This is a genomic window from Chitinophaga sedimenti (genome assembly GCF_023156195.1).
In the GTDB taxonomy this organism is placed as follows: domain Bacteria; phylum Bacteroidota; class Bacteroidia; order Chitinophagales; family Chitinophagaceae; genus Chitinophaga; species Chitinophaga sedimenti.
Genome location: NZ_JAKUKA010000001.1, coordinates 5,039,240 through 5,062,381, shown reverse-complemented (window position 1 = coordinate 5,062,381; position 23,142 = coordinate 5,039,240). Strand labels below are relative to the sequence as shown.

General features: G+C 47.0%; 32 protein-coding genes and 3 pseudogenes. 25 read left to right on the top strand and 10 right to left on the bottom strand.

From position 1 onward, the window contains the following. Positions 1-23 precede the first annotated feature (23 nt). The gene (locus MKQ70_RS29060) at positions 24-248 is read right to left on the bottom strand and encodes a hypothetical protein (protein ID WP_248077554.1); all 225 of its coding nucleotides are present in this window, start codon (positions 246-248) and stop codon (positions 24-26) included. Positions 249-701: 453 nt separating this feature from the next. On the opposite strand from MKQ70_RS29060, the gene MKQ70_RS29055 reads away from it, so the two are divergent. Further along, positions 702-896, top strand: a complete 195-nt coding sequence (locus MKQ70_RS29055; RefSeq protein WP_248077551.1) for a hypothetical protein — start codon at positions 702-704, stop codon at positions 894-896. 95 nt (positions 897-991) lie between these two features. Here the strand turns inward: MKQ70_RS29055 and MKQ70_RS29050 are convergent, their stop codons facing one another. Beyond that, positions 992-1,531 (bottom strand): ComF family protein, encoded by a 540-nt coding sequence (locus tag MKQ70_RS29050; RefSeq protein ID WP_248077549.1) that lies wholly within the window; start codon positions 1,529-1,531, stop codon positions 992-994. Between the two features lie 283 nt (positions 1,532-1,814). Further along, positions 1,815-3,182, bottom strand: coding sequence for a DNA repair protein RadA (gene radA, locus MKQ70_RS29045; protein WP_248077547.1), 1,368 nt, complete (start codon positions 3,180-3,182; stop codon positions 1,815-1,817). 614 nt (positions 3,183-3,796) lie between these two features. Here radA and MKQ70_RS29040 point away from each other — a divergent pair. From MKQ70_RS29040 to pyrH, 7 genes and pseudogenes are all read left to right on the top strand, one after another. Then, the gene (locus tag MKQ70_RS29040) at positions 3,797-4,492 is read left to right on the top strand and encodes a zinc metallopeptidase (RefSeq protein WP_248077544.1); all 696 of its coding nucleotides are present in this window, start codon (positions 3,797-3,799) and stop codon (positions 4,490-4,492) included. A gap of 237 nt (positions 4,493-4,729) precedes the next feature. Further along, positions 4,730-5,163 (top strand): annotated as a pseudogene (gene rplM / locus MKQ70_RS29035) (50S ribosomal protein L13). Positions 5,164-5,184: 21 nt separating this feature from the next. Then, positions 5,185-5,574 (top strand): 30S ribosomal protein S9, encoded by a 390-nt coding sequence (gene rpsI, locus MKQ70_RS29030; RefSeq protein ID WP_248077542.1) that lies wholly within the window; start codon positions 5,185-5,187, stop codon positions 5,572-5,574. Between the two features lie 51 nt (positions 5,575-5,625). Beyond that, positions 5,626-6,606 carry a 30S ribosomal protein S2 gene (gene rpsB, locus MKQ70_RS29025; RefSeq protein WP_248077539.1) on the top strand — a complete coding sequence of 327 codons (981 nt, stop codon included), beginning with the start codon at positions 5,626-5,628 and terminating at the stop codon, positions 6,604-6,606. Between the two features lie 213 nt (positions 6,607-6,819). Next, positions 6,820-6,963 (top strand): hypothetical protein, encoded by a 144-nt coding sequence (locus MKQ70_RS29020; RefSeq protein ID WP_244836630.1) that lies wholly within the window; start codon positions 6,820-6,822, stop codon positions 6,961-6,963. A 41-nt stretch (positions 6,964-7,004) separates the two neighbouring features. Further along, positions 7,005-7,637 carry a translation elongation factor Ts gene (gene tsf / locus MKQ70_RS29015; RefSeq protein WP_248081719.1) on the top strand — a complete coding sequence of 211 codons (633 nt, stop codon included), beginning with the start codon at positions 7,005-7,007 and terminating at the stop codon, positions 7,635-7,637. Between the two features lie 177 nt (positions 7,638-7,814). Continuing rightward, positions 7,815-8,528: a UMP kinase gene (gene pyrH / locus MKQ70_RS29010; RefSeq protein WP_248077537.1), complete on the top strand. Its 714-nt coding sequence runs from the start codon at positions 7,815-7,817 to the stop codon at positions 8,526-8,528. A 131-nt stretch (positions 8,529-8,659) separates the two neighbouring features. Here the strand turns inward: pyrH and MKQ70_RS42875 are convergent, their stop codons facing one another. Both MKQ70_RS42875 and MKQ70_RS29005 read right to left on the bottom strand, forming a co-directional pair. Next, on the bottom strand, positions 8,660-8,815 hold the full coding sequence (locus MKQ70_RS42875; protein ID WP_372490158.1) for an RsiV family protein: 156 nt from the start codon (positions 8,813-8,815) through the stop codon (positions 8,660-8,662). Then, complete coding sequence (locus MKQ70_RS29005; protein ID WP_248077520.1) at positions 8,770-9,777, bottom strand: polysaccharide deacetylase family protein; 1,008 nt, start codon at positions 9,775-9,777, stop codon at positions 8,770-8,772. The genes MKQ70_RS42875 and MKQ70_RS29005 overlap by 46 nt, the downstream gene beginning before the upstream one ends. A gap of 114 nt (positions 9,778-9,891) precedes the next feature. Here MKQ70_RS29005 and pdxH point away from each other — a divergent pair, with 114 nt between their 5' ends. Continuing rightward, positions 9,892-10,536, top strand: a complete 645-nt coding sequence (pdxH, locus tag MKQ70_RS29000; protein WP_248077517.1) for a pyridoxamine 5'-phosphate oxidase — start codon at positions 9,892-9,894, stop codon at positions 10,534-10,536. Positions 10,537-10,595: 59 nt separating this feature from the next. Here the strand turns inward: pdxH and MKQ70_RS28995 are convergent, their stop codons facing one another. From MKQ70_RS28995 to MKQ70_RS28975, 5 genes are all read right to left on the bottom strand, one after another. After that, complete coding sequence (locus tag MKQ70_RS28995; protein WP_248077514.1) at positions 10,596-10,715, bottom strand: 30S ribosomal protein THX; 120 nt, start codon at positions 10,713-10,715, stop codon at positions 10,596-10,598. A gap of 125 nt (positions 10,716-10,840) precedes the next feature. Further along, complete coding sequence (locus tag MKQ70_RS28990; RefSeq protein ID WP_248077511.1) at positions 10,841-11,110, bottom strand: HU family DNA-binding protein; 270 nt, start codon at positions 11,108-11,110, stop codon at positions 10,841-10,843. Positions 11,111-11,426: 316 nt separating this feature from the next. Continuing rightward, complete coding sequence (locus MKQ70_RS28985; RefSeq protein WP_248077508.1) at positions 11,427-11,729, bottom strand: DUF4286 family protein; 303 nt, start codon at positions 11,727-11,729, stop codon at positions 11,427-11,429. Positions 11,730-11,735: 6 nt separating this feature from the next. Next, on the bottom strand, positions 11,736-12,395 hold the full coding sequence (locus tag MKQ70_RS28980; protein ID WP_248077504.1) for an exodeoxyribonuclease III: 660 nt from the start codon (positions 12,393-12,395) through the stop codon (positions 11,736-11,738). A 250-nt stretch (positions 12,396-12,645) separates the two neighbouring features. Further along, positions 12,646-12,939 carry a hypothetical protein gene (locus MKQ70_RS28975; RefSeq protein ID WP_248077482.1) on the bottom strand — a complete coding sequence of 98 codons (294 nt, stop codon included), beginning with the start codon at positions 12,937-12,939 and terminating at the stop codon, positions 12,646-12,648. Between the two features lie 404 nt (positions 12,940-13,343). Here MKQ70_RS28975 and MKQ70_RS28970 point away from each other — a divergent pair, with 404 nt between their 5' ends. From MKQ70_RS28970 to MKQ70_RS28900, 16 genes and pseudogenes are all read left to right on the top strand, one after another. Next, positions 13,344-13,538: a hypothetical protein gene (locus tag MKQ70_RS28970; protein WP_248077480.1), complete on the top strand. Its 195-nt coding sequence runs from the start codon at positions 13,344-13,346 to the stop codon at positions 13,536-13,538. Between the two features lie 427 nt (positions 13,539-13,965). Then, positions 13,966-14,112: a hypothetical protein gene (locus MKQ70_RS28965; protein WP_248077478.1), complete on the top strand. Its 147-nt coding sequence runs from the start codon at positions 13,966-13,968 to the stop codon at positions 14,110-14,112. Between the two features lie 286 nt (positions 14,113-14,398). Further along, positions 14,399-14,953: a hypothetical protein gene (locus MKQ70_RS28960; protein WP_248077467.1), complete on the top strand. Its 555-nt coding sequence runs from the start codon at positions 14,399-14,401 to the stop codon at positions 14,951-14,953. Between the two features lie 122 nt (positions 14,954-15,075). Next, a pseudogene (locus MKQ70_RS39925) lies at positions 15,076-15,479 on the top strand (UvrD-helicase domain-containing protein). After that, positions 15,464-16,030, top strand: coding sequence for a UvrD-helicase domain-containing protein (locus tag MKQ70_RS28955; protein WP_282456859.1), 567 nt, complete (start codon positions 15,464-15,466; stop codon positions 16,028-16,030). Before MKQ70_RS39925 ends, MKQ70_RS28955 begins: the two are co-directional and overlap by 16 nt. 4 nt (positions 16,031-16,034) lie before the next feature. Continuing rightward, positions 16,035-16,346: a hypothetical protein gene (locus MKQ70_RS28950; RefSeq protein WP_248077465.1), complete on the top strand. Its 312-nt coding sequence runs from the start codon at positions 16,035-16,037 to the stop codon at positions 16,344-16,346. Further along, positions 16,270-16,794, top strand: a complete 525-nt coding sequence (locus tag MKQ70_RS43905; protein WP_504909377.1) for a hypothetical protein — start codon at positions 16,270-16,272, stop codon at positions 16,792-16,794. Before MKQ70_RS28950 ends, MKQ70_RS43905 begins: the two co-directional genes overlap by 77 nt. Next, the gene (locus MKQ70_RS28940) at positions 16,725-18,239 is read left to right on the top strand and encodes a PD-(D/E)XK nuclease family protein (RefSeq protein WP_504909376.1); all 1,515 of its coding nucleotides are present in this window, start codon (positions 16,725-16,727) and stop codon (positions 18,237-18,239) included. The genes MKQ70_RS43905 and MKQ70_RS28940 overlap by 70 nt, the downstream gene beginning before the upstream one ends. Before the next feature lie 248 nt (positions 18,240-18,487). After that, complete coding sequence (locus MKQ70_RS28935) at positions 18,488-19,756, top strand: Ig-like domain-containing domain (RefSeq protein ID WP_308199558.1); 1,269 nt, start codon at positions 18,488-18,490, stop codon at positions 19,754-19,756. An 18-nt stretch (positions 19,757-19,774) separates the two neighbouring features. Further along, positions 19,775-20,398, top strand: a complete 624-nt coding sequence (recR, locus tag MKQ70_RS28930) for a recombination mediator RecR (RefSeq protein WP_248077461.1) — start codon at positions 19,775-19,777, stop codon at positions 20,396-20,398. Positions 20,399-20,851: 453 nt separating this feature from the next. Then, positions 20,852-21,069, top strand: a pseudogene (locus MKQ70_RS42870) (glutathione peroxidase); the annotation flags it as partial. A gap of 3 nt (positions 21,070-21,072) precedes the next feature. Further along, complete coding sequence (locus MKQ70_RS28915) at positions 21,073-21,288, top strand: hypothetical protein (RefSeq protein ID WP_248077448.1); 216 nt, start codon at positions 21,073-21,075, stop codon at positions 21,286-21,288. A gap of 55 nt (positions 21,289-21,343) precedes the next feature. Further along, on the top strand, positions 21,344-21,880 hold the full coding sequence (locus MKQ70_RS28910) for a hypothetical protein (protein ID WP_248077445.1): 537 nt from the start codon (positions 21,344-21,346) through the stop codon (positions 21,878-21,880). A 53-nt stretch (positions 21,881-21,933) separates the two neighbouring features. Further along, positions 21,934-22,359 (top strand): DNA polymerase III delta subunit-related protein, encoded by a 426-nt coding sequence (locus MKQ70_RS39920; RefSeq protein WP_282456858.1) that lies wholly within the window; start codon positions 21,934-21,936, stop codon positions 22,357-22,359. 40 nt (positions 22,360-22,399) lie between these two features. Beyond that, entirely contained in the window at positions 22,400-22,546 is a 147-nt protein-coding gene (locus MKQ70_RS42865; protein WP_372490042.1) for a DNA polymerase III delta subunit-related protein, read from the top strand. A 20-nt stretch (positions 22,547-22,566) separates the two neighbouring features. Then, positions 22,567-23,067 (top strand): hypothetical protein, encoded by a 501-nt coding sequence (locus MKQ70_RS28900; protein WP_248077442.1) that lies wholly within the window; start codon positions 22,567-22,569, stop codon positions 23,065-23,067. Positions 23,068-23,142: the final 75 nt, after the last annotated feature.

The following is a 23,142-nucleotide window of genomic DNA, read 5'->3' as shown; positions in this document are numbered from 1 at the left end:
TGGTGCTGCTGAAGGTGTTGGTTTCAATGATATCTGCACCGGCTTCCGGTATTCGCGGTGAATAGCTTCAATGATTTGCGGCTGCGTGATGCAGAGCAGGTCATTGTTTCCTTTACGTCGGTATGATAATCTTTGAATCTCTCGCCGCGGTAGTCGGCTTCTTCCAGTTTATAGCGCTGGATCATGGTGCCCATAGCCCCATCAATTATGAGAATGCGCTCGGCGGCGCACTGTTGGAGTGTTTTCATTGTGCAGTGTTTATTAGTTTCAGTTAAGAAATACCCGCTGGTCGAACAATAAACAAATCCACCAAAGGGGAAACAAAGATAATAAAACTATTACTAAAGAATCTAAATGCTCGCCCACAAAGGGTCTTCGACAATTTTTCGCAAAAACTTAAAAAAATATTTGGATTACTCTACAAACCCTACTAAATTTGTAGAGTAATAGCAAGTCAGGAGGTTAAAAATGTATAGCGCATCCTGATCCGCGACACCAAACCACCATTATTATGCTTATCCCGGAACAACAACAAAAGCTGAACACGAGAAAGACGGAGCCCGCAAAACACCGGCCTCTTCCTACCGGCGGACGTAGTTGTATGCGAATGCGAATGTAATCAACGCCATTTATGACGAACCTTAATGTTCACCTGGCGGCGGGTGACGGCATTCCATTCACTTTTCAAAAAACTGACCAAGATGACCATACAACAATACATCAATCAGCTTACAACAAACTTCAAGAAACTGGGCCTTACAAAAGTGGACCAGGAAGATTCGCTGACAAGCAACACATTTAAAGTGTGTTTTATTAACAAATACGAACTAAACCGGAATAAAGAATTGCTGGGTACTTCGAAAAGCAACAAGAAAAAAGAGAAACCTGGCAGATAGGTTTCCTTCAAGATAAATGCAACAATTGCGTATTCATAACGTGGAATAGTTACCGTAGACAGGCGCTCTCAAGCGCCTGTATTTTTTTACTCCCATTATAAATTTGTATAAGCCAGGCAAAACACACTCACCTTTACCCCCTCGCCTTCCAACAACCGCCGCGCGCAGGCCTCCATCGTCGCTCCAGTAGTTAATACGTCATCTACGAGCAATATATGTCGTCCATGCAATCGTTCCAACGCATGCGCACTAAACACTTTTCCTACATTTTCCCAACGATCACCACGTCCCTTATGCGTCTGCGTTTCCGTGAACGTACTTCTGACCAACGCATCCTTCACCAGGGGAAACCCCGTAACTCCACAAATCCCTTCTCCCAAAAGCCCCGCCTGGTTGTAGCCGCGCTTACGCTCCCGCGTTTTAAATAACGGTACCGGTATTACTATATGGATATCATTTAACCATTTGCTTTCCTTTAGCATCAGCCCCATTTGACGGCCCAGAAAAAGCGCGATATCCCTACGCTCCTGGTATTTAAAAGCGTGAATCAGATGTTGAAGACGGGAATGTTTACCAAAGAAATACGCCGCAGCAGCATGCTCTACCGGCATACGGCCCCAGAACAGCTTTTCCACCGGATTCTCAGGCAACAGGTGAAACCGCGTGGCCGGAAGGCGAAGGTGACAGCGAAGGCACAACACTTCTTCGCTCGGGGCTAAATCCCGTCCGCAACTTTCGCAGCAATGTGGGTAAAACAAATGGATCAAGGCAGATAACATTGCACAAGTTTATACTTCTAATCTAAGCAATAAAATCATGCAAAACGCTTTACCAGTAAAGATTTCAGGAGGTATATACATGGCCATCCGCAAACCAAGCAGCAGCCTTATTAACGCCTCAGATTAGGAGCAGATTTTTTTAGAACAGTCGTTGGTATACCTCTTCGACTCTTCCCAGCGGCACCACTTCTATTTTGAGCTTACTGAAGTCGAGGCCTTTTTTATTATACTTGGAGATAAAGATCTTTTCAAAACCTAACTTCTCCGCTTCTGCTATACGTTGTTCAATCCTGTTCACTGCACGAATTTCGCCGCTGAGGCCCACCTCTCCCGCGAAACACACCTTGTTGGGGATCGCCAGGTCTTCATAAGAGGATAACAATGCGCACAATACGGCCAGATCAATGGAAGGATCCTCTACCCGCAGGCCTCCCGCTATATTGAGAAACACATCTTTAACACCGAAGTGAAACCCTCCGCGCTTTTCTAGTACGGCCAGCAGCAGCTGAAGGCGACGCAAATCAAAACCGGTAACGGTCCGTTGCGGCGTTCCGTATACAGATTGCGTTACCAGCGCCTGCACCTCTACCAGCATGGGCCGCAGACCTTCTATTGTAGCAGCGATTGTTACACCGCTTAACATATCTTCCCGTTGGGAAATAAGGATTTCTGAAGGATTTGTCACCTGGCGCAGCCCGTCACCAGTCATTTCATAAATACCCAGTTCGGCCGTAGAGCCAAAGCGGTTCTTGATCGTCCGCAGGATCCGGTAGGCATAATGCTGGTCACCCTCGAATTGCAACACCGTATCCACCATATGTTCCAGCACTTTGGGACCAGCTATCGAGCCATCTTTTGTAATGTGACCGATAAGAAAAACAGGCGTGTTCGTTTCTTTTGCAAATCGTTGCATTTCCGCCGCAGTTTCGCGAATCTGCGACACACTTCCCGGAGCCGATTCGATCAATGGTGTTTGCAATGTTTGTATCGAATCAATAATCACCAGGTCTGGTTTCAATTTGCGGATTTCCGCAAAAATTGTTTGGGTAGATGTTTCCGTGAGCAAGTAAAACTGATCGTTGGTGATCTTCAGCCGGTTAGCGCGCATTTTAATCTGTTGCTCGCTTTCCTCCCCACTTACGTACAATATTTTGAGGTGCTTTAATAACAAGGCATTTTGCAGAAATAATGTCGACTTCCCGATGCCCGGCTCGCCACCTACCAGTACCAGCGAACCCGCCACTATCCCGCCTCCCAGCACACGATTGAGCTCTCCATCCGGTGTAAGAAATCGTTTCTCTTCAATTGCATCCACTTCATCCAGGCTCACTATTTTATTAATACGCTTCTGATCTTCTTTCCACTCTTGCTGACGCAACGGCACATCTTTCTGAACCTTTTCTTCTACAAATGTGTTCCATTGATTACACGAAGGACATTTACCCGTCCATTTCGCAGTTTCATATCCACAGTTCTGACAAAAAAATGCCGTTTTAATTTTACTCATGCATTAAAGGTAATGGAAAGAAATTTTTTGAAGAGAAGATGGAAGCAATGGAAAGAAATCGATGTGAGGATGTTAACCAGAAAAGAAAAAAATCACCTTAAAAGGAAGATAAAAAACGTGTAAAAGAGAAAAGAGCCAACGGAAGATTCCGCTGACTCTTTCTACTTACTAACCCATTAAATTCAGGTCTAAATTACTAAATGACCTGAGAATAAAAAAGTTTATTTAATGGATGTTAATAACTTTTAAAGTGTTAATTGCTTCATTGTCAGAACCCCGGAAAGCCCCGATTGTAGCCTCTTTCAATTGACAAGAAGTTTTATTGCACACTCATAATATATTGATAAATAGAGGTAGTAAAGACTGGTTTGATATATGAAATTTAAATCATATTACAAAATACACTAACGCAACAATCAGCGTGAAAAGTTATTTCATCTTGGCTATTTTCAGCCAGATTGACAGTGTTAATTTTGATGGCTGACAAATCATCGTATATCCACAAACAGAACCTGCCAAACTGTTAAACCTTTATTAAATGAAACCAATTGGTAGGCGTTTTGCAACTTGTTAAATATCATAAAAAATAACGCGTAATATAAAATTATTTGAATATGTACGGAATGCACCCTATGATCATGCTCACCTCACTCGCCTTCCTTTTAATAGGCATGCTGGTGAGTTGGCGACTGAAAAGCAAATTTAAGGAATATGCCACGGCCCCTACCTCATCCGGCCTGTCTGGCCGCGAGGTGGCTGAGAAAATGCTGCGGGATAACGGTATTACCGATGTAAAAGTGGTGCCGAGCGAAGGTTTTCTCAGCGACCACTTTAATCCGGCTACCAAAACCGTGGCCCTGAGCCCTGATGTATATGATGGTCGAAGCGTAGCAGCCGCTGCCGTCGCCGCACACGAATGTGGCCATGCTGTGCAATATCATACCGCCTACCCCTGGATCGGCCTCCGTTCCAAGCTGGTGCCCGCGGTACAGTTTAGTTCCAGCATTGTTCCTTTTGTACTGATGATTGGCGTATTGGTAGTTAATGCGTTCCCTGCATTGTTGCTGGGTGGCATTATCTTGTTTGGCATCACCACGCTTTTTTCGATCGTAACCCTCCCGGTGGAGTTTGACGCATCGCGCAGGGGCCTGGCCTGGCTGAATAACGCCCAGATTACTCGCCCGCAGGAGCACGAACAGGCGAAAGACGCCCTTAAATGGGCTGCAATGACCTATGTGGTGGCCGCTCTATCTTCCCTGGTAATCCTCATACAATATGTAATGATATTTGCCGGCTCCCGCAGGAACTAACGATCCGAGCAACTCAATTTAACCAGCCCCGTTTAAAACACGGGGCTTTTTCGTTTTCATAAGTCATTGATAATTAGCAGTATTTGAGGACCATTAAAACTACAATACAAATTTTTTATTGTAAATCAATTCGTTACAAAGGCACCTTGAAAAAAGTGGTCAAAGTTGATGTTTATTATACAATAACCGGTTAACTTTGCCCTCCCGAAATAGACGACGTTAAATTTATTTTAAACAATGAATACTTTAAGCTTCAAAACAAAACATGCCAATGAAGCGACTATCAAGCGCGACTGGCACATTGTAGATGCTACCAACCTGACGATGGGTCGTATGGCGGCTAAAATTGCTTCTGTTCTGAGAGGTAAAACCAAGCCTTATTACACTCCTCACGCGGATTGTGGCGATTACGTGATCGTTATCAACGCTGAGAAGATCGTTTTCACAGGTAACAAAATGGAAGAGAAAGAATACATCACTTTCTCCGGCTACCCTGGTGGTCAGAAAAAGAGGTGGCTAAAGACCTGATCCGCCGCCGTCCTGAGGTTATGATCGAGAAAGCCGTTAAAGGCATGCTCCCTAAAAATCGCCTGGGTCGCAAAATGTACAAAAACTGTTTGTATACGCTGGCGCCGAGCATCCTCATGCTGCTCAGAAACCTCAGTCTTTAACTTTTTAATTTTTCTTGATACATGGAAAAGCAAAAAAACACTATTGGTCGTCGTAAGGAAGCCGTAGCCCGCGTTTACATCAGCAAAGGTACCGGCGCTATCACCGTTAACGACAAAGACTATAAAACATATTTTTCTCTGATCTATCTGCAAAACCAGGTAGAACTGCCGATGAAAACTATTGATGCCGTAGATAAATTCGATGTGAAAGTGAACGCTGCAGGTGGTGGTATTAAAGGCCAGGCTGAAGCTATTAAACTGGGTATCGCTCGCGGTCTCTGCGAAGTAAACCCCGAGTTCCGTCCTGCACTGAAAGCAGCTGGTCTGCTGAAACGTGATCCAAGAGCGGTTGAACGTAAGAAACCAGGTAAACGTAAAGCAAGAAGGAGCTTCCAGTTCTCTAAACGCTAATGGCTGGAATCGTCGAATTTATTTTTTGACTATCAATCTGATTAAAATAACATGGAAAATAATACTTCATTACAGCAGCAGTTACTGGAAGCCGGTGTGCACTTCGGTCACCTGAAGAAGAAATGGAATCCGAAAATGTTGCCTTATATCTTCGCTGAGAAGAAAGGTATTCACATCATCGACCTGAACAAAACTGTTGAAGGTCTGCAGGACGCAGCTGCAGCATTGAAATCTATCGCAAAAAGCGGTAAGAAAATCATGTTCGTTGCTACCAAAAAGCAAGCGAAAGAAATCGTGGCCGAGGCGGCAAAACGCGTTAACATGCCTTACGTTACCGAAAGGTGGTTAGGTGGTATGCTGACCAACTTCGCAACTATCCGTAAGAGTGTTAAGAAGATGCAGAGCATCGAAAAAATGCTGACTGACGGTACTTTCGATAACATCACCAAGAAAGAAAAACTGACCCTGACCCGTGACAAGGAGAAAATGGAGAAAGTGCTGGGCGGTATCGCTCAACTGGCACGTGTTCCATCTGCCCTGTTCCTGGTAGATATCAGCCACGAGCACATCGCACTGGCAGAAGCTAAACGTCTGGGCATCGCTACTTTCGGTATGGTGGATACTAACTCCGATCCTACTAAAGTTGATTTCGCTATTCCTGCGAACGACGACGCGACTAAATCTATCGCGATCATCGTTAACTACATCGCTGCTGCAATCGCAGAAGGCCTGTCTGAAAGGGCTACCGACAAAACTGACGACGTAGCTGAAGAAGAAGAAGCAGACAACAAAGCACGCAAATTCGAGCTGGAAGGCGGCGAAGGCGAGCGCGGTGAAAGAGGTCGTCGTCCCGGCGGTCCCGGAGCTGGTGGTCCTGGTGGCGGCCGTGGCGGTAACAACCGTGGCGGTGGTCAAGGCGGCAACCGTCCTGGTGGCGGTGGCAACCGTCCTGGCGGTAATCGTCCTGGTGGCGGTGGCAACCGTCCTGGTGGACAAGGCGGCGGCGCAAGAAGGCCTGCTGGTCCCCGTTAATTAAGTCAATAACCCGCTAGGGTATCAATAACTGTAATTGTTGAATTGCCTGAACTTATGAAATACTAAGGTTAAGCAATTCAACAATTCAGTATTAAGTGGTTTGGAAAGGGCTGCGCACGCAGGTTTAACCATTTGATAATTGACAACGCTCACTGAGCCCTTTTCCGATTTTGTAATTTGACACGTAACAATTAAAACTCTTTATATACCATGGCAACAATTACAGCAGCTGATGTAAACAAACTGCGTCAGCAAACAGGAGCTGGTATGATGGATTGCAGAAAAGCACTCGTAGAAAGCGACGGTGACTTTGAAAAAGCGGTTGACTACCTGCGCAAAAAGGCCAGAAAGTAGCTGCTCTCCGCTCCGACCGCGAAACTAAAGAAGGTGTAGTAATCGCAAAATCTAACGGTAAAACAGGTGTTGTTGTACTGTTAGGCTGCGAAACTGACTTCGTTGCGAAAAACGAAGACTTCGTAAAATTTGCTCAGTCTGTAGCTGACCTGGCTCTGGCTAACAACATCAAAACTGTAGAAGAACTGGGTGCTGCTCAACTGGACGGCGCTTCCGTTACTGATAAAGTAAACGACCAGGTGGCTAAAATCGGTGAAAAAATCACCCTGGCCCGCTTCGAGAGAGTTGATGCTGAGTCTGTAGCTGCTTACATCCACGGTAACTACCGCATGGGCGTACTCGTTGGTTTCAACAAAGAAACTACCGAAGAAACGGGTAAAGACGTGGCTATGCAGATCGCTGCCATGAACCCGATCGCTATCGACGAGAAAGGTGTTTCTGAAGAAACGATCGCTCGTGAGAAAGAAATCGCTATCGAACAGATCAAAGCTGAAGGCAAACCGGCTGAAATGGCTGAGAAAATCGCTACCGGTAAACTGGCTAAGTTCTTCAAAGAAAACACCCTGCTGCAGCAGGCTTTCGTGAAAAACGGCGACCAATCCGTTGCACAATACCTGAAGTCTATTAACGCAGACCTCACCGTAACAGGTTTCACAAGGGTAGCCCTGGGCTAATTCCCTTTAAAGATAAAAAAGGAGAGAATGTTAAATTCTCTCCTTTTTTTTGTGTATACTCGTAACCAACAGGATACCACCTGTCATGGAAACAGTGAAAATTGCCCCTGTATTTGTAAATTGCACCGCGAATGGTCGGGATCAAAAGAGGAATTCAATAACTAATCATAAAGTATCATGCTGCCAAAGTACAAACGTATTCTGCTCAAACTGAGCGGCGAATCCCTGATGGGCGAGGGAAATTATGGAATTGATCCGAAGGTGATTACTCAGTATGCGCTGGATATAAAGACGGTTACGGACCTTGGAGTGCAGGTGGCCATCGTGATCGGCGGAGGCAATATTTACCGCGGCATGAACGAAGCGGAAACGGGCATTGAAAGAGCGCAAGGCGACTATATGGGCATGCTGGCGACCGTGATCAACGGCATGGCAATGCAGAGCGGCCTGGAGAAAATGGGGCTGTATACGCGCCTGCAATCCGCTATTAAAATGGAACAGATCGCTGAGCCTTACATCCGGCGCAGGGCTATCCGTCACCTCGAGAAAGGTCGTGTGGTGATTTTTGGCGCCGGCACGGGTAACCCCTACTTTACCACAGATACCGCCGCCTCGCTGCGCGCTATTGAAATTCAGGCTGATGTAATCCTGAAAGGTACGAGGGTAGACGGTATATACACCGCCGACCCTGAAAAGGACAAGACTGCTACCAAATACGAAACCATCACGTTCTCCGAAGTGTATCAGAAATCACTCAATGTAATGGATATGACTGCCTTTACGCTGTGCCAGGAGAATAAATTGCCAATCATCGTGTTCGACATGAACAAGACAGGCAACCTCCTGAACGTGATTATGGGTAGAAATGTAGGGACACTGGTTAAAGGATAATAAACTTTTTCAGATAGACAAAAGGGAGATGCGAAGCCGTATCTCCCTTTTTTATGACTTTAACCAGCGTTGTATGGATTTTAAAGGGACGTGCGTCTCGTCCTTAAATGGATTCCAAAATACGGTATAGGCTATTTCAGCACTGCCGTCAGTTCTGACAATGGGATGGCAAGCGATATCTGTCCGGCCGCATACGCCGCAATTTCATAGGGCGTATAGCTAAACGTGATGTATTTATCTGTCAGATAAAAATTATCATTGGGCTTAATTGTCTTATCGAACAGCACAGCATCCAACCCTTCTTCCGGTTTGATATTATACTTTTTGCGAACCGATTTTCGAGTGCTTTACTTACCACGGCTTCATAACCCGGCTTAAAAACATCGCCCAGTGTAAGGGCTTTATTTTTTGACAGATCGAACACAGTATAACGCGAACCGCCGTTGCCATGCGCCCCGCCTGTATATTCATAATACGACTGCTCCACCGCGAGCAGCGGATATTTGTTCCACACCACTACATCGGACACATGCGCATCCCAATGATTCGTAGCTGCGCGGGCGTAAGTCGTATCTACATCCTTTAAATCTCCAATGGAGGAAGCAGTAAACTCGCTGGCTACTGACCTGGCATATTCTTCCCCCTTCGTAAAACGTTGCTTGCTGGGCTGCGTGAGGCTATCCCGGATCATTTGAAGGGTTTGCTCGGGTGCACCACCGACAGGCCAAAGGATTTCTACCGTTGACGTAGCGGACGCGGATTCGGGGTCATCGTTGCGAACACGAACGGTATCACCGGCAGTGATCAGCTGCATTTCTATAATGCCACTATTATCTTCTTTTAAAGAGAATGGATACGATTTACCGTTGCCTGTCCATTCGCCGGCATATGTATCGCCCACGAGTTTTCCTTTCAACATTTTTTCCGCGTCACCCATAGGGTCCTCTTCCAGCAGGATAAGGAAACCGGTAGTGTCCTGGCGGCTGAAAAGGCGGATCGGCTCCCCAATGCTATCGTATACATAGTAGCCGGAAAAATTATTTTCGGCGGAGCGGATGAGTTGCAATGTAGCCGGCTTGCCTGCAACAGTACCTTTAAACTGTTTATAGAAGCGGTTCGGCGCGTTTTTTACCCCGAGAACTCCCGCGGGAGTTTCTGTTACAGAAGTGCTGTCGTTGTGGTTGTTGGATGCTTTGGGCTGACAGGCGGCGATGCCGAGCAACGCCAATATGGGCAGGAGTTTTCGCATGGATGGTACTAATATTGGTCACTACAAATATAACTCCTTACACGCAAACTGCTAAAAATCATATTTGTTGCGCGGGTACAAATCCTACCTTTGAAGCAGCAAAAGACCAGTAAAATGTTAAACCAAAAAGTGGCCGATCTCCGGCAGGATTACCGCAAAGCATCGTTGAATGAAAGCGATGTGGCCCCTACTCCCCTTCTGCAGTTTGACAAATGGTGGCAGGATGCAGTCTCGGGTCAAATTGATGAGCCCAATGCAATGACACTGGCGACGAGTACGCCGGACGGGCGGCCATCGGCACGCATCGTGCTGTTAAAAAGCTTTGACGCGGAAGGATTCCTTTTTTTTACGAACTATCAAAGCCGCAAAGGGTTGGAGCTTGCCGCAAATCCGAATGTATCGTTACTTTTCTTCTGGAAAGAACTGGAACGCCAGGTTCGTATAGAGGGAACCGTTAGTAAAGCGCCGGAGCCTGTAAGTGATGAATACTTCCGCTCACGCCCTGCTGGTAGTCGTATTGGCGCCATTGCATCGCCGCAAAGCCAGGTGATCCCGGACCGGCATTATCTGGAAAACAAAGTAAAACAACTGGAAGAGAAATTCGGGAAAGAAGTTCCTGCACGCCCGTCGCATTGGGGTGGGTATATTGTAAAACCGTCACTGGTGGAGTTTTGGCAGGGACGCAGCAGTCGTTTGCACGACAGGGTGCAGTATAGCTGGTTGGCCGATGCCTGGAAGATTGAGCGGCTGGCGCCTTAATACCTTTTAAAAGTATACGGCGGAAGTGGTAATCCAGCTTCCGCCATACTAATACTTTCTTAGGCCTTTTTAGCTGCGGCTTTAGTAGCTGCGGCTTTCTTTGGCTTTGCAGGTCTTGCTTTGCCGAAAGAACCATTAGAGATCTTACCTTTCTTGGTTTTGATATCACCTCTACCCATGACTGAATTTTTAAATTGTGTTTGTTAATTTATTTATACGACGAACATACGCCGGTTTACGTTGCAAAAATAAAAAAGCAAGAAACAAAAATGTTCCTTGCCCGAATAAGTTGGGTTGCCAACTACTAAAGTTTGTCAGACAGCGCTTTACCAGCTTTGAATTTAGCCACTTTTTTAGCTTTGATCTTGATGATCTGGCCAGTCTGCGGGTTTCTACCGTTACGTGCAGCACGTTTAGATACGGAGAAAGTACCGAAGCCTACTAAAGTTACTTTGCCACCTTTTTTCAGGGTATCAGCAACAGCTTTAGTGAAAGAATCCAGCGCTTCGTTAGCTTGGGTTTTGGTGATGCCAGCATCTTTGGCAAGTTTGTCTACTAATTCGGCTTTGTTCATAGTTAGTTAAGATTTAACTAGTGAGAAAATGTTTGATGTGAGCAAATATAGCGCGTTTTATCAGATTACCAAATTTTTCAAAAATTTCTGAACTGAATTTTTTCGGCTGAAAAACCCTACTGGTAACGGTTCCAGCTGATCGGTGCATGTTCAAGATGTACCCGTTGCACCACATATTTTGCTCAAAACACTGTACCACAAAGGGTTTGAAGGCTCATCATGCAGCAACGCCGCAACTTCCCAACTATTGTACCAAACCCGAAAGCCCTTGAAAATAGTGAATTTCCTGTGGATAAGTTTAACATTACTGTAACCCTTAAACCACCTGCATCACGGTTCTGAAGGCGACAAACTGGTCTCCGAACATGGCGTAAGACCGTTGCCGGAGGCGGGATGCGTGCTCCTGGATATACGTTTCATAGTTCTCGAGCGTATCCGTATAATATTGAACAGTAAACGTAGGTCCATCTGAATCATCCTGCTCTAACAAACGACAGATACGGTAATCGTGAAAAAGGCCGGTGTCCATCGTTTCAGGAATATGATCGGCTTTCATCCAGTCCAGCCACCGGTCCTTGATGGCGTTGGATATCTTATAAGTTACATTATGAATAACCATGGGTGATTAGTCTTTAAGCTGTAAATAAACCGGGCAGTGGTCAGAGTGCTTCACATCCTGCCATATTTGAGCGTCGGCGATGCGGGGCTGCAGGGTATCGGTGACAGTAATATAATCAATACGCCAGCCCTTATTATTGGCCCTGGCGTTTGCGCGGAAGCTCCACCAGCTGTACTGATGTGGCTCGGGGTGAACCTGCCGGTAAGTATCCACGAAGCCGTTGGCCAGCAACTTATCCATCCAGGCACGCTCCTCCGGCAAAAAGCCCGAGGAGTCTTTGTTGCTTACCGGGTTGTGAATATCTATCGCCTTGTGCGCGATATTATAGTCCCCGCAAATCACCAGATTAGGGCGGGTCCTACGAAGCTCGTTGAGGTAGTTATAAAATTCATCGAGCCATTGATATTTATAGGTTTGTCGTTCATCGCCGGTGGTTCCAGACGGGAAGTACGCGTTAATGAGCGTTATATCGCCAAAATCGAGGTGGATTACGCGGCCTTCAGCGTCACTTTGCGTAAACCCATTTCCATATTGAACATTATCCGGCTTGATACGGGTGAATACAGCCACACCACTATAGCCTTTTTTTTGTGCCGGAAACCAGTAATCATGGAAGCCAAGCGCTTCGAACTGCGCGAAATCAACATTTTCGCGGTGTGCTTTCACCTCCTCGGAGGCAAATGACGTCCAGCTCGGCGGTACTTAGCCATTCTACAAAACCTTTTGTCATAGCGGACCGGAGGCCGTTAACATTATATGTGGCGATTCTCATGATATAAGTTTGAGGCAAAAATAATAGAAGCTGGGGATATTGGACGCGTGGGATATTCAAAGCTGAGATGGGATTGGGGCTGTCGGTAAAGGAAGGCACCCCTTGCGGAGTGCCTTAGTCATCTCGTTGCGAGGTTACAACTAATTAACGCAGGAGGCCACCGCCGCCCAGGTTAATGCCGCCCAACAGGCTGTTCAGCAGGTTGGAAACGCTACCAAGCAGGTTATTGGTGCCACCGGTACCGCCGCCGATACCGCCCATGCCGCCACCAATGTTACCCAGGCCATTAACCAGCGAAGTCGTGTCAAGGCTAAGGCCCGCAGACAATACGCCATTGTTGTTAAACAGGCCAATGCTTAAGAAACCACCGTTTGTTTCCTGTGCAGTAGTTGCTTCCAGCTCCTGGCAACCATAGTTTTGAACTTGCAAGTTTTCCATTGTATATAGGATTTTTGGTTAAAAAAGCGTTGGTTATAAATAGCTCTACCTTCTCCGTCGCCATCCGTAACAACTTCAGGCGATATCTACAAACACCAGCTCAAATGATCCGGGAAAGTATTTGGGTGCTTGCCGGAACTACCGGCCTACCTCAGGGCTTCTTCAATAAGAAAAGGTTGGCTATTGCTCTATAGCGGTTGTAAACTTACGACGCATCGCCATTAATTGACTGTTCATTGCTGTTCATTTCGGGTGCCGGTTTTGCCGCCTGTTCATTTTAGGAATGGCACTGTTATTAGTAATTGATTAACATTTTTTATTCTGAATTCTCCCTAAACAATGTGTCGTTTCCTGTGTATTTAAACTGGCATTTTTCGTACTTTAACATTGTAAACCCCTTTGTTATGCACGCCTTCATATATGAATCAGGCTCCCTGATATGGATTCTGCTGCTGGTAGTAATTTCCATCATTCTGCAACTTTTATTGTTACGCTGGGCCATGCGGGTTAATGATATGATATTCTACCTGGATAAAATCAACGAGAAGTTATTCCACTTATTAGAAGAGAAGAAGAAAGAAAATAAAGAGGATAAATAATCCGTATTCCTTTATTGGCGGGTATCGGCGACTATTTGAGCAATGTTTGCCCAGTCTTGTTCATTCCTACAACCTTTATCTGTAGCATGGTCATACGAAAATGGCGGTGTTAACACCGCCACTAAAAATGAACAGATATGAACAGCGCATTTTTATAACATTCTACGTAATTTTCCACCATCAAATTAATACTGCCACCCTTAGTTTGATAATTTGACTATCAGCCAGCCGTATCGCCAGTACTAAGGCTGTACCAACCAGCCGGAGTATTGCACTGTAACGCCGGGAGGCGCTGTCCTCAAAAAAAGAGTGTCATCATCTTAATTTGAAGTATGCTTAACTATGACAATGCCGGGGTGGCCCTAAAAAGATGTTTCGTTACCCAAAGAAGCGAATCCCACGATGCCCCTCGAATCGGAAAGTGACCATGCGATCACTCCTGAAGCACATCATGAATACTCAATTCAAAGAAACCTGGAAATCTAAACCAAGGGACCAGATGGACGACGCCGCGCCCATCACCGCCAGCGATCCTGCTCCCATTAAGCCGAAATCACGTATGGCGCGGGTCTGACACCAATATCGCCAGAGGGCGTTATCGGAGACTTCATTGCTTCCGACCGGCGAAGGTATTGCCTAAAGGCAGTGAGATAAGCAGCGCAGTCCGGTAGCCACCACCACGGAAAAAGACCCTGATTCAAGCAAAAGAGTAATAAACAGGATACACAGGCAGCACCATGACCGATGAAAGGGCTAGTTCATCGCGATATGTTGCCTGAGCCTGCCAGCGCGGCTATGAATGGAACGTCGCCTGGCAGGTAAGTATCCACCACAACGAACCACCCACTTAAAAACAACACATGGAACGCACATTGGAATCATTCACCGCCTTTTGTTACCAGCGGCTTCCCATTTTGTCCAGGTCAGAACATAAAAAAATCATTCTCGACAGCCTCAAATTCCTTGTAACCTCCGAACGGATCTTGCTGTACGGCTTCGTAATCATGCCCAACTACATCAAAATTCTCTGGAGCCGGCAGGACGAATGGAACGAAAAAAACGTGCAACAGATTTTCCTGAAATTCACCGCGCAAAGGATGAAGCACTTCCTCAAAACGAACCACCGCGATGAACTGGAGCTATACAGGAGCAACCGCACGGACCGGCTCTACCAGTTCTGGGAACGTAAAAACGCGAAAAAACAAATTCAACTTTATGCAGACGCCTGCGCAGAACTCGCCCTTATACATATCGCGCCGTGCGATGTGCTAAAATATCCCTCACCACAAAACTACCCTTACTCATCTGCAAGGTTTTATACAACCGGCGAAGACAAATGGAAGATGCTCGTCCGGCTGAGCGACCACGCACCATCTTCTTTACCGGTCAGCAGATCGCGTACACGGGGCAGGTAACTTCAAATACAAAAGGCCAAAAACATGAATACTCCCGCTCATCCCTTATTTTTGCAGATGACACGGGAAACACATTTTCCTGGCTGGGGCAATAGCCTTAACTTTAAGTACCAACATAAGGAATGACAGCACGCGACAATCAACAATACATACAAAAGTTTACGGAAGTTTATACCCGCCTCAATGAAAGGCAGCGCGACGCCGTAGACCACACCGAAGGTCCGGTAATGGTAATCGCCGGGCCGGGCACAGGAAAACCCAGATCCTGGCTTCCAGGATTGGAAAAATCCTTCAGGATACCGACTTCCTGCCACAAAACATACTGTGCCTTACTTATACAGACGCCGGCACCGTTGCCATGCGCAAACGCCTGACCGACTTTATCGGACCAGATGCGTACCGTGTAAACATTCACACGTTCCACTCATTTTGTAACGAAGTGATACAGGACAACCTGTCGCTCTTCGAAAAAATACACTCGACCCGATCTCCGACCTGGAAAAAATCCAGATGCTCAAAAAGCTGATCGACGGGTTCTCTAAAGACAATCCTCTCAAACGTTACCGGGGAGACGTGTATTTCGATATGCGCAACCTGGCCTGGCTATTCTCCACAATGAAGCGTGAGGGCTGGACCTCTTCCTTCATCAAAGAACGCATCAAAGCCTACATAGACGACCTTCCCCTCCGCGATGAATACATCTGCAAACGCGCAACGAAATTCTTTAAGAAAGGCGAAGTAAGAACGGATAAAATCGAAACAGAAAAGGAAAAAATGCTTCGCCTGGAAGCGGCTGTCGAGCAATTCGACATCTTCCAGGAAATGATGCTGAAGGCCAATCGTTATGACTTCGATGACATGATCAATTGGGTGATCCGCGTGTTTGAGCAAAATGACGCACTATTGGCCGACTATAAAGAACGATTCCAATACCTGCTGGTAGATGAATACCAGGATACCAGCGGTACACAGAACCGACTTATACAGCTGCTGATAAAAGACGAGGAGAAGCCAAATGTGTTCGTAGTGGGGGACGATGACCAATCAATATACCGCTTCCAGGGGAGCGAACATTGAAAACATGGAGCTTTTCGCGAGCAGCTTCGCGGAAGACCTGCACACGGTGGTGCTTACACAGAACTACCGCTCTGTTCAGAACGTGCTCGATGCTTCCATGACGCTGATCGAAAACAATGGAAACTCACGCCTCGTAAATCAGCTGCCCGGTCTCAGCAAACACCGGCTGCCAGCAATGATAAACTCGCGGCACTCGACATCCCCCGGAAATACATCGCTACAACACCAGTCGCGACGAAATGGCCGGTATTACACTCGAAGTAGAAAAGCTGGTAAACCAGGGCGTAATGCCCGGCAAAATTGCCATCATTTATAAAGAAAACAGGTATGGCGAAGAGCTCACACAGTACTTCCGCCTAAAAGGAATTCCTTTCTACTCTAAACGCAATACCAACCTGTTCGACATACCGTTTGCACGTAAGATCCTGCAAATCCTGCGCTACCTGGCGGCCGAATTGGAAACGCCCAACAGCGGGGATGACATCCTGTTTGAGATCATGCACTACGATTTTTACAAAATCGCACCGATCGAAGCAGCCCTCGTCAGCATACGTACCAACGAAAAAGTTACACCGACGGCAAAACGTCCATCCGGCAATACCTGCAGGAATGGAACAAGGCCCAGAACCCAACCCTGTTCTCTACCGCCCCGCCGGATGAAATCCTTGCACTGGGCGCACTGCTCGAAAAGTGGATGGCCGATTCGCAGAACCTTACGCTGCAACAGCTGTTCAGCAATATCATCGCCGAAGGCGGCATCCTAAGGCACGTCATGGATTCACCGGAAAAAATCTGGCTGATGAAGGTACTACAGGCAGTATTCGACTTCATCAAAGACGAAACCCACCGTGACCCGAATATGAAAATCGGCACGTTGATGGAGACTATTGACCTGATGGAGGCGAACCAGATTCCAATTTCGCTGGTGCAGGTATCAGGTAATGAAAAAGGTGTAAATCTTATCACAGCCCACGGCTCTAAGGGCCTGGAATTCGAATATGTGTTTATCGCCGGCGCCAACTCCCACCTTTGGGAAAAGAAGCGTAAAAGCAGTACCGGGTTCACGTTCCCTGACACGGTATTTACCACACAGGCTACGTCTACCGACGAACAGGAGCTGCGTCGCCTCTTCTACGTGGCCATTACCCGCGCGGAAAAGTACTTGTACATCTCGTACCCGGAATTCCGTCAGGATGGAAAACCACTGGAGCCGAGCATGTTTATCTCCGAAATCCTTGAGCAGCACATACTGCCTAACCATAAAATTGAACTGAAAGAGGAAATCCTGTTTGACTTTGAAGCTTTACAATACGGCAAAGAGTCTGCGCCGGAAATACAGAAAGTGGACCAGTTGTTCATCGACGCACTGTTAGGGAATTTTGCGATGAACGTAACCGCCCTCAATAATTACCTGAACTGTCCATTGTCGTTCTTCTATCAAAACCTGGTACGTGTGCCCTCCGGTCGCTCAGAGAACACCGAATTCGGCTCCGCGGTGCACTTTGCGCTGGAAAAGCTGTTCCAGAAGATGCAGACGAATCACAATGTTTTCCCGTCGAAAGATGAATTTCTACGTGATTTCAAAAGCAGCATGATGCGCAACCGCGAGTGCTTCACCCGTGAATCATTCGACCGGCGCATGGAGTATGGCATCGATATTCTCGGCGACTACTACGATAAATACCTCCCTAGCTGGAACACCATCGTAAGCGTGGAACGTAACCTGCGTAACATTACCGTGAACGGAGTACCCATCAAAGGTAAAATCGATAAACTGGAGTTCGACGGCAGTGAGGTGAACGTGGTCGATTACAAAACCGGCGACTATCAGAAAGCGATCAAAGACTACCGCAAGTTCGAACGGCCGAACGATCGCGACCCGAATGGCGGCGATTATTGGCGGCAAGCAGTGTTCTATAAAATCCTGCTGGACAACTATAAAGTAAAGAACTGGCAGGTGGTAAGTACAGAATTCGACTTCGTGGAGCCCAACAAACAGAAAGAGTACCACAAAGAGAAAGTCTTTATTACACCAGAGGATATCACGACAGTGACCCAACAAATCACCAGCGTGTGGGCCAAAATTCAGAACAAGGAATTTTACACCGGCTGCGGCAAAGAGGATTGTCGCTGGTGTAATTTTGTAAAAGACAATAAACTGCAGGTCGCCCTGCACCAACTCGTAGGCGAAGAGGAGGAAGAGGTATAAACGCCGGGGAATTTCCCGGGGCTAATTCTCCCCGAAAGACACTAAGTTTGCAAATACTTAAATACATCCGACCAGGTTATATGAATCAGACTATCAGGTTAGGGGCGCTGCTGTTGTTGGTGGTTTTTCCTGCTATTTAACGCAATGTGCCAATATTGTCCCCCCGGCGGCGGACCTAAGGATACATTGCCTCCAAGATTGCTGGGAGTAAATCCGCCTGATTCTTCGCTGCACTTTTCCAGCAAAAGATTTCTTTTACATTCGACGAATTCATCGAACTCGACAATGTGATCGAAAAGCTGATCGTGTCTCCCACTCTCAAACGCACACCGACTATCACCGCCAAATTACGTACGGTGACGATCGCCATAAAGGACACCCTTAAGCCCAACACCACTTATACGTTCAACTTCAACGATGCCATCCGAGATCTGAACGAAAGAAACCCGATCGAGGACTTTCAGTATGTAGTATCAACAGGCGACTACCTCGATTCTCTGCAGATCACCGGTACCACGTACCAGGCGGAAACCGGTCAGATTGACAGTACCATCGGCGTGTTTTTGTACGCCAGCATGGAGGATTCGATTGTATCGAAGGAGAAACCCCTTTACTATGCCCGCAGTAAGGGCGATGGGTCTTTCCGGTTCAAAACCTGGCGCCTGGCCGTTATAAGATATTTGCACTTAAGGAAGAAGATCGTGACCTGCAGTACACACAGCACTCGGAGTCGATTGCGTTTGTGGATAGTGCCATCGTGCTGGGAGCCAATATTTCAGGGATCAACCTGGCGTTGTTCCGGAGAAAGATACCGTGGCCATTCCAGTACCCGAAGATCAACCGGAGCCGGAAGAGCCCAAAGAAGGCGAAAAAAGAAACTGCCTAAATTCCTGGCCTCCGCCAAACTGGAAGGCGGCCAGCAGGACCTGGGCGAACCGATGCTAGTGGGTTTCACGATCCCGGTCCGTATGCTGGATTCGACAAAAATCTTGTTGCTCGAAGACACATCGCTTATTCGTGTGCCTATAATGGCTAAGATGGATGACACAACCCGCCAGACGCTCGTTGTAAACTACAACTGGAAAGAGGGCAAACCGTACCAGCTGATCCTGCCGAAAGATTTCGCTACCGATACCCTCAATCAGACCTTCGCGAAAGCGGATACCATCAAATTCAACTCGAAAGAAAGATCTGACTACGGAACAGTTACTCTTTCTTTTAAAATTACAGACACTACCTACCTCAAAATGAAGGATACGATAGATTTTGTAGTGCAGCTGGTGTCGGGTAAAGAGGTTAAATACACCGGCAATATCAACAGCGGTTCCCGGAAACGCGATCTCATTAAGCCCGGCCAGTACGACATCCGCATTCTGGTGGATGAAAATAAAAATGGCATCTGGGATACCGGTATTTACTATGGCAAGCCCAAAAAGCAGCCGGAGAAAGTATTTCCATTCCCGAAACAGGTGAACATCAAGCCCAACTGGAGCATAAACGACGGGCTTACCCTTTAGAATTTTTACCTTTGCAGTATGATTGTTTCTTCAGCTCTGATAGAAAATGCGGTGAATGAATTTGCTAAACTTCCCGGCATCGGTAAAAAAACCGCGCTGAGACTGGTTTTGCATCTGCTGAAGCAGGAAACGCCGCAAGTAGAACAATTTGGCGAAGTCATCACCCGTATGCGTCGCCAGATCAAGTTTTGCAAACAATGCCACAATGTGTCCGACGACGACGTCTGCAACAACATCTGCGCGAGCCACACGCGCAACCAGAAACTGGTTTGTGTAGTAGAAAGCATCCGCGACGTAATTGCCATCGAAAACACACAACAATTTAATGGCGCCTACCACGTGCTTGGCGGCATCATCTCTCCCATAGACGGTATCGGGCCAGATCAACTGAACATACACACGCTTGTTGAACGGGTGCGGCAGTCAGGCGTCGAAGAAGTAATCATGGCCTTAAGCCCCACCATCGAAGGTGATACAACCATCTACTATCTTTCTAAAAAACTTAAAGATCTACCTGTAAAAGTTACCACTATCGCCAGGGGCATCGCATTTGGCGGCGAACTGGAGTACGCAGATGAAATGACACTTGCCCGCTCCCTGACCAATCGGTTGCCGCTGGAAAATTATCTTCAGAACAAATAATACGTTAAAATACTATTAGCCGTCGCGATAGAATCAATCGTTGAGCCCGTTGTAAATCCTTGCTTATGGCCAATCTATCGTCAATCCTTCGGTGATCGTTCGATCATCGCGCGATGCCGCTCAGTGGCAGCGCGACTTTAACCAACTTTAACCGAAGGATCACCGAAGGATTGTCGAAGGATGACCGATGAATAGCGGAATTCCGGTGAACACACATGCGCCCCGAACGATACTATTTTTGCAAAAAAACCTATCCTCTTCATAATGAAGCGCTTACTTCTTCTGCCTATTAACAAATAATTATCACTCCATATGGGCAGAGTATGCCTAACTTTATAGGAATCAATTAAAAGCCGCAGATATGTTTAAGTTAATGTTATTGTCCGCACTACTCTTCGTCGCTCCAAAAGGCATCTACGATTTTAAAGTAGAAGCGCTCGACGGCAAGAAAAAATCAACTTCGCTGATTATAAGGGCAAAAAGATTCTCATCGTCAACACAGCTTCCAAATGCGGCCTCACTCCGCAGTATGAAGGCCTGGAGGCGTTGTACCAGAAATATAAAGGTCAACTTGTTATTGTGGGGTTCCCCGCCAACAATTTCAATGGCCGGAACCTGGTACGAATGAGGAAATCCAGCAGTTCTGCACCAGCAACTACAGCGTTACCTTCCCGATGTCTTCCAAAATTTCTGTAAAAGGCGACGACATCCACCCGCTGTACAAATGGCTGCTTGCAGAAAGCAAGGCGAAAAACTTGACGCCCGACCAGGTGACCTGGAATTTCCAGAAATACCTGCTCGACGAAAAAGGCAACCTGGTAGCCGTATTTCCTCCAAAAACATTACCGCTGGCGCCGGAAGTAACCGCCGCAATCGAAAAGAAATACTAATAAGAAGGCTGCCGGTAGTTCCGGCAGCCTTCTTATCCGAAAATCCGTATCGCCGATGAATACACTTTTACGTCCCTTACCTGCGTTAATCGCAGGCATTTTCCTTTTTTATTTTACTTCCTGCGCATCCGACGACAGCATGGCCGAAAACTGTGCCGAGTCGCAATGGAGCGCAACTATTGGCAATCGTTCTCAGCAATTATCGCTCATCAGTTCAACCATGATCCGCATTACCAAGGCAGAGGGCAGCTACAAGCTGCTCAGCCTCGAAGCGCGCACGGATTCATTTAAAGTAATTGCCAACATTACTACCGGGCGGTATCTCAACTATACCGACTTACAGAACGATAGCATACCGATAGGCATTTATACTTATTCTTCCCGCACAAAAGACACCAGCGGCCGCATTCTCATAGGTATGGGCAGCGGCGACGCTTATCATTTTGCCGTAACCGACTCTGCGATGATCAACATAACATCCGTAGACCCGGTTAAGCGTACCATCACCGGCAGCTACTACGTTTCCATTGCATCCCCCAAAATGACCGCCAGCGGCTTTTTTAGAAAGCTCTGTTTCCAGTCGCTCAAGTAAGCGCGAAGGCTATTAAATAATATGTGCTATTTTCACGGCCGAATCATTCGATCATGTTTTTTTCAGATATCATAGCACAGGAGGAGGTACACGAACAGTTGGTGCATGCCGTTCAAAACAATCGGCTTAGCCACGCCATGATATTCCTGGCCCCGGAAGGCGCCGGCGGCCTGCCGATGGCTTTTGCTTTTACACAATTCCTGGTGTGTGAAGACCGGCAGGATAATGAACCCTGTGGCCGTTGCGCTGCATGTGTTAAAGCGGCACAGTTCATTCACCCGGACATCCACTATTCTTACCCGGTAATTCCCCGCAAATCGGGCGATAAACCGATCAGCACCGATTATATCGCCGAATGGCGAGAGTTCGTATCGCAACAACCATACGGAAACGCGTACGACTGGCTGCAGTTCATCGGCGCCGAAAACAAACAGGGCAATATTACCACGCACGAATGCCGGACATCATCCGAAAACTGAGCCTGAAGAGCTTCGAGAGCGAGTATAAGATATTATTGATGTGGATGCCCGAATACCGGGCAACGAGGGAAACCGTCTTCTTAAATTGATTGAGGAGCCGCCACCAAAAACGATTTTTGTGCTGGTGGCGGAAAACCAGAACAGATCCTGGCGACCATCCTCTCCCGCACCCAACTCATCAAAATAAATCCCCTGCCCCGCGAAGCAGTGGTAAAAGCTTTAATGGCGCGCAACTTTACCCCTGAACCCGGGGCGCGGCAAATAGCCACCATCTCTTCCGGTAATTATCGGGAGGCTGTACACCTGTTGCAGCATGCCGAAAATGACTATTATGAGTTGCTCCGCAACTGGCTCAACTACATATTTACGCAAAACCGCGTGGCGTTGCAGGAATGGATAGAACATGTTTCTAATGCCAAAATGGGCCGCGAAAACCAAAAGCAGTTTCTCCGTTACTTCATCAACCTGCTGGAACATACCGTTCGCCTGCAGTTCATGGACCGGAGCCAGGTGGCTTTTTCGGACGAAGAGATCGATTTCGCCGGCAAGTTGCAGAAACTGGCCAACCTCGAACAGATGCAGCTGATTGTAGAAGAGCTGGACAATGCCTGCTACCACATTGAGCGTAATGCGAATGGCAAAATGCTCTTTCACGCACTCTCCATAAAACTGCAGTATATCTTCCGCAACCGGCCTATGCCGGTATAATCGTCCGGTCGGTTGTTATATAAGCCATAACACTTACCTTTGTCGTTAACGCGCTCGCTTTTTGTTTACTGAAAC